5 protein-coding genes are annotated in these 4,851 nt (G+C 61.6%); all 5 read right to left on the bottom strand.

Annotated elements, in window-relative coordinates; all coding sequences use genetic code 11:
- Nucleotides 1-257: 257 nt before the first annotated feature.
- The gene (locus H0V34_03060) at nucleotides 258-1,055 is read right to left on the bottom strand and encodes a GGDEF domain-containing protein (GenBank protein MBA2490715.1); all 798 of its coding nucleotides are present in this window, start codon (nucleotides 1,053-1,055) and stop codon (nucleotides 258-260) included.
- Nucleotides 1,056-1,079: 24 nt separating this feature from the next.
- Nucleotides 1,080-2,561 (bottom strand): AAA family ATPase, encoded by a 1,482-nt coding sequence (locus tag H0V34_03055; protein ID MBA2490714.1) that lies wholly within the window; start codon nucleotides 2,559-2,561, stop codon nucleotides 1,080-1,082.
- On the bottom strand, nucleotides 2,558-2,959 hold the full coding sequence (locus H0V34_03050) for a hypothetical protein (protein ID MBA2490713.1): 402 nt from the start codon (nucleotides 2,957-2,959) through the stop codon (nucleotides 2,558-2,560). The genes H0V34_03055 and H0V34_03050 overlap by 4 nt, the downstream gene beginning before the upstream one ends.
- 469 nt (nucleotides 2,960-3,428) lie before the next feature.
- On the bottom strand, nucleotides 3,429-4,349 hold the full coding sequence (locus H0V34_03045; GenBank protein ID MBA2490712.1) for a PKD domain-containing protein: 921 nt from the start codon (nucleotides 4,347-4,349) through the stop codon (nucleotides 3,429-3,431).
- A complete protein-coding gene (locus H0V34_03040; GenBank protein ID MBA2490711.1) occupies nucleotides 4,330-4,788 on the bottom strand; it encodes a PQQ-dependent sugar dehydrogenase in 459 nt (152 codons plus the stop codon). The genes H0V34_03045 and H0V34_03040 overlap by 20 nt, the downstream gene beginning before the upstream one ends.
- Nucleotides 4,789-4,851 lie beyond the last annotated feature (63 nt).

Raw genomic sequence — 4,851 nt, 5'->3', positions numbered from 1 at the left:
GCGGGTCTTGAGTCTGAAGTTCGTTGAATGCCTCGCGGCCTGAAACTGAAAACCCCGCAGAGAGGAGAAGCCCGGCGGGGTCCGCTCGCTGGCTGAATCACGCGGAGTTCCGCTTCACCGCGCCTGTGTAGCTTACTTCTGGACCACCTGGCGCGACCGCGATCAGAGGAAAGGCTGATTTCTCCTGATAACGCCCGGTGCTTGAGTTTAAGACGGTTGCAGATTTTTGTCGTTGGCTAATCCCGTGGCAGCAGGTATTACGTGACGGTTTTCACGTCGACCGTGGACGGCTCCAGGCTACGATTGCTCGAGATCTCCTCGGTGTAAAACTCGAAACTGCCATGCTCACATCGCTTGGCCCGGTACATGGCCTCGTCAGCTCGGTTGATGAGGGTCGCCGCGTCCTCGCCATCGTCGGGATAGAGGGCGATGCCAACGCTCGCAGACAGGCGAAGCACATGCTCGCCCACACGACTGGGGGCGGCGAGAGCCGATAGTATCTTCGCGGCGACCATGCCCGCGCCAGACTCCTGCGACACTTCGGCCAGCAGCACCAGGAACTCGTCCCCGCTGTGGCGGCTGACGGTGTCCGAGTGGCGTACAACCGACTCCAGACGCCGTGCTACCAGTTGCAACACCGCGTCGCCGACCGCATGGCCCAGTGTGTCGTTGATCGGTTTGAAATCGTCGAGGTCGAGAAACAGCACGCCGATGCGCGTCCCATGCCGTCGCGCCAGGGCGATAGCATTTTCCAGCCGGTCGAGCATCAGCGCGCGGTTGGGCGTATCCGTCAGCGGATCGCGCTGGCTGGAGCGAGCCAACTTATCGAGGTCGATCACTGCCGTCTCGGCCATGGTCTGGGCATCGAGTGCAGCGAGCACCAGGTGCTCGTTTGCTTCCACAAGCTTGGCGGATCCCTTCGCGCTCAGGTCTTGCTGTGCCTCCGCTAACTCGCGCCGCAACCTCACCAGTTCCGCGCGCACGCCATCCGCTTGCTCGTTGAGCGAGCGCAGCGTTTGAACCGCCGCGGCCACTTCATCGCTATGGTCGCTCACGGAGCTGAACGCGCAGCGGTGCGCTCAGCCTTCCTCCGCGCCAACGGTGCAGCCGCTCACCCCTTTACGTCGGGTGGGCCTGCCGCCCAGCAGTCCTTCGTGGTCGGGAAGCATCTCGCCGATCACGAGACCATCGTCATCGATATGGAACAGACGCAGCTCGCTTGAGTGCATGCTGGCGCGCACCTTCACCACTGCGATCACCCGCTGCAACCGGCTGTTGACCTCGATGTAACGCTGCACGATGATCGCGTCGGTCAGAAAGGCCGTGCCGTAAGGGCTGAAGCGCAGGTCGCTGTAGCGGTCTTCCAACTCCGATGTCATCATCACCGTGACACCGGTACTCGCCAGTGCCGACACCAGGCGCGCCATGGATTCGCGAAAGTCGTCGCGGAAGGTGGGCGCCAGGGCGAGCTCGAAGCCCGACAGCGAATCGATGACGACGCGGGTCGCCTTTAGCCGGCCGATCTCTGCGATGAGCAGCTTCGCAATCTCGTCGACCGACAAATCCGACGCCCGGGTGTCGACTACGCCGACCACGCCTTTGGTGATAAGGTCGGCCATTGCCTGACCGCGTGACCGGTTGGGGCGCTGTTCGAAGGCCGCAATGACGCCGGTCTCGCCATTGCGCGCCCCTTCGGCCAGGAAGGCCGAAGCCATGATGCTCTTGCCCGATCCAGACGGGCCCGCGACCAGCAACGAGTAGCCGCGTGGCAGGCCGCCGCCCATCATTTCGTCCAGACCGGCCACGCCCATCCGCAACCGAACGGCTGCGGGCGACTCATCTCCGTTCGGTATGGGAAGTTGCGGGGGCGCGAACACGTTGATGCCGGCGGTGCTGATGCGAAACGTGTGAAGCCCCGGCAACGTGGGCTGCCCGCGCATCTTCATGATCTCCATCTTTCGGACCACGGAGTTGCGCTGCACGCTCTGGCGCAACCAGATCAGTCCATCGGCGACGGTGAAAATCTGGTTCGGATCGCTCTCGGCGACGTATTCCCCGATCAGGAACGTCGTGGCCTGCCAGCTCGTCATCAACATGCCGAGTTCCTGGATGAACTTCTGCAACGTGAGGAACGAGTTACCCTCGTTTTGACTGGCGAGCACCATCGAACGGAAAGAGTCGACGAAAATCAAGGACGGCTCATACTCCTCGACCTTGGCTACGATGCGTGAGAGCACCTTGTCGAGGTCGCCGGCCGCGGTGTCGTCGGCGAGGTTGAAGAAGCGGATTGCGCGGTTAACTTTCTCACTATCGAAGAAATCGAACTGCTGCTGGTACCGCAACATTTTCAGCGGCGGCTCGCCCAGCACCGTGAAGTAGAGCACATGGCGCTCGGGCGTGGCCAGCGCGAACATGATCTGGTGCGCCAGTGTTGTCTTGCCGGAGCCAGGCGCTCCTACGATGAGATTGAACGAGAACTCTGGCAGACCGCCGCCGAGCACCTCGTCCATCCATGGTACGCCCGATCCTAGGCGCTTGATAGTCGCTTTGCTCGTAGTCATGCCGAGGTATCCTGTGTGGTACGGCTGCTTGAAGCGTTATCTAAAATGGAGCCAAGCAGCCGCTCGGTCAGTGACCCGCCGATCAGATTGGCCAGTTGATCGTAGAAGGTCTGCTCCAATGCGCCGTTTGCGGCCGCGGCGGTCGCGCTCGGTTGCTGCGATAGCGCCGTGTACAAGGCGGTGAACTCATCAGGCGGGACAGCGCCGTCGTATACCGCCAACAACCAGGGGTAGTCGACGCGCGTCAGGTACAGGCTCCGTTTGAAGAGCGCGGCAACACCACCCTGGCCGATGATGGGACACAATGCCGCATCAACGTCTCGCCAGGTCGCGACAGCTGTATCCGGCATCCTCGCTGGCCCCCCCGTGGGAACATCAGATACTTCTCGAATGGTCATGAAGTTCGTTATATGCGCTGCCGGTGTGGTACGCGTGGCGTGATCCGTGTCTGGACGAACACAAATTCGAAATGTAGCTTCCCCCTCGAATTCTTGTCACCAATCGCGCCGACCGACGGCAATTTTCCCCGACAAGTGGCTATTATCAATTAACGCATAAAGCTGTGCGGGGGCATGACGCTCACGGCGGGCCTGTGCTTCAGTCACCGTCTATACCTAGCGATCAAGCGCTCTGGCCGCAACTGTTAAGTCGTTGACAGTCGGAGACATCAAATCGTAAAAATAACGTTTGTCTCGAGTCGGGGCTTGCCGGCCACGCGTACGTCATTATCCCAGTGATCTAGGCCTGCTTGACGTCACAATCCATGGCGCGGAACTCGGATCGTGCCGCCAGCGTCGCGTGTGTAACGGCTGACTACGCTAACGGCTCGCGTCCAGGCAGCATCGAAATCCGCGCGCCCGGAAGAAGTTATCGAAACGTCGCCCCGTAGCCGCGCAACGCAGCGGGCGTGACGATAACATGATTGCGCGCGCGACCGTCCGACCATGCCTTGAACACCCATCGACGACCGGCGGCGCTGGTCTGATCCGGCGCTATAATCCTGATCTGGTAACCCCACCAGGAAGTGAACGCGTGCGGTGCGCGCATGCCCTTGCCATCGACTTTCAGCAGCAGCCCGGGAGGAGAGGTCGCGAGCCGGATCAGCACGCGCCTGGGCAAGATATTGCGGACCACCGTGGTCTTGAGGCCGCGCGCGTCCGTGACCACCAGCCGGAGTTCCAGGTAGCTTGTCAGCGTGGCCGCCAAATCCTCCGGTGCCGGCGCATTGATGACAATGTCATTACCCACCTGCGAACTCAGATACGGGTGCGTGTGGGTGTTGTGGTGCAAAAGTGCGGTCCAGCTGAACGCGCTGTCCGGCAGTCTCTGGCCGTTGCCGTCCACGGCACTGGCGCGTAGGGTCAGCGGCTGCCCAACGCGAAAGCGTGTGGTGGCAGTCGGTGACAGCACCGTTACCGACGGCGCGTTGTTGCCTGCGTCTATGCGAACACTGGTCTGCACCTGCGCGCCGGGCTCGTCGGTGACGGTCAATGTTGCGAAATAAGTGCCAGCGGTGGTGTACGCGTGCGTGACGGCCTGTTCGAATTCCGGCGGAGAACCATCGCCGAACGACCATTCATAGGTCAGCGCATCGCCGTCGGGATCGCTGCTGTGCGAAGCATCGAAGGCCACTTCCAGCGGCAGGTTGCCGAAGCGCGGACTGGCGTCAGCGACCGCGCTGGGGACGCGATTGGCAGAACCCGTGAAGGTGATGCGGCGCACCTGGCCACCGTTTCCGTAGGTCGTGTAAAAAAGCGCCTCGTTGCCTTCATGTGGACCAAACGCCATGTGCACGGCGCTTTGCTTGCCGAGCGCAGTGGCGAACGGCAGCGCCGCATATGCGCCGCCCGCCTGTTTTTTCAGCGTAAATATCTTGCCGCAGTCGTAATCGGCGTAGAAGTAGGCGCCGGTATACGTGTCCGGCCAGTGACTGGCCCGTGGGGCACGGACCCTCGCGCAGGTTCCAGCCGTAATCCGCCCCCGCCTGGCCGAGGTTGATCTCTTCCCATGTGATTTGCCCGACGTCGTTGATAAAAAAGCGGGTCGAAGCCGCATTGGGATCGAAAGCCATGCGAAACGGATTGCGCAACCCCGTAGCGAACGTTTCCTGGCAATGCTTGCCCGCGGTCGTGCGGCCGGTCAGCGCGCAGCGGGCGCTGTTGGCGCCCATAAAAGGATTATTCGGCGGGATGCCCCCATCGCGCGTAATGCGCAGGATTTTGCCCACTAGCTGTTTAGTCCCGGAATGTGCTGGTACGGATCGAGTTTGAATCGTTGTGGTTCTTGCGTC

The organism is Gammaproteobacteria bacterium (genome assembly GCA_013696315.1).
Taxonomy (GTDB): domain Bacteria; phylum Pseudomonadota; class Gammaproteobacteria; order JACCYU01; family JACCYU01; genus JACCYU01.
This window is presented reverse-complemented; position numbering and strand designations above follow the sequence as displayed.

Coding starts and splice junctions, on each gene's coding strand:
- H0V34_03045 (MBA2490712.1), bottom strand. CDS start 4,349: ATGGCGTTTGGTCCACATGAAGGCAACGAGGCGCTTTTTTACACGACC.
- H0V34_03050 (MBA2490713.1), bottom strand. CDS start 2,959: ATGACCATTCGAGAAGTATCTGATGTTCCCACGGGGGGGCCAGCGAGG.
- H0V34_03055 (MBA2490714.1), bottom strand. CDS start 2,561: ATGACTACGAGCAAAGCGACTATCAAGCGCCTAGGATCGGGCGTACCA.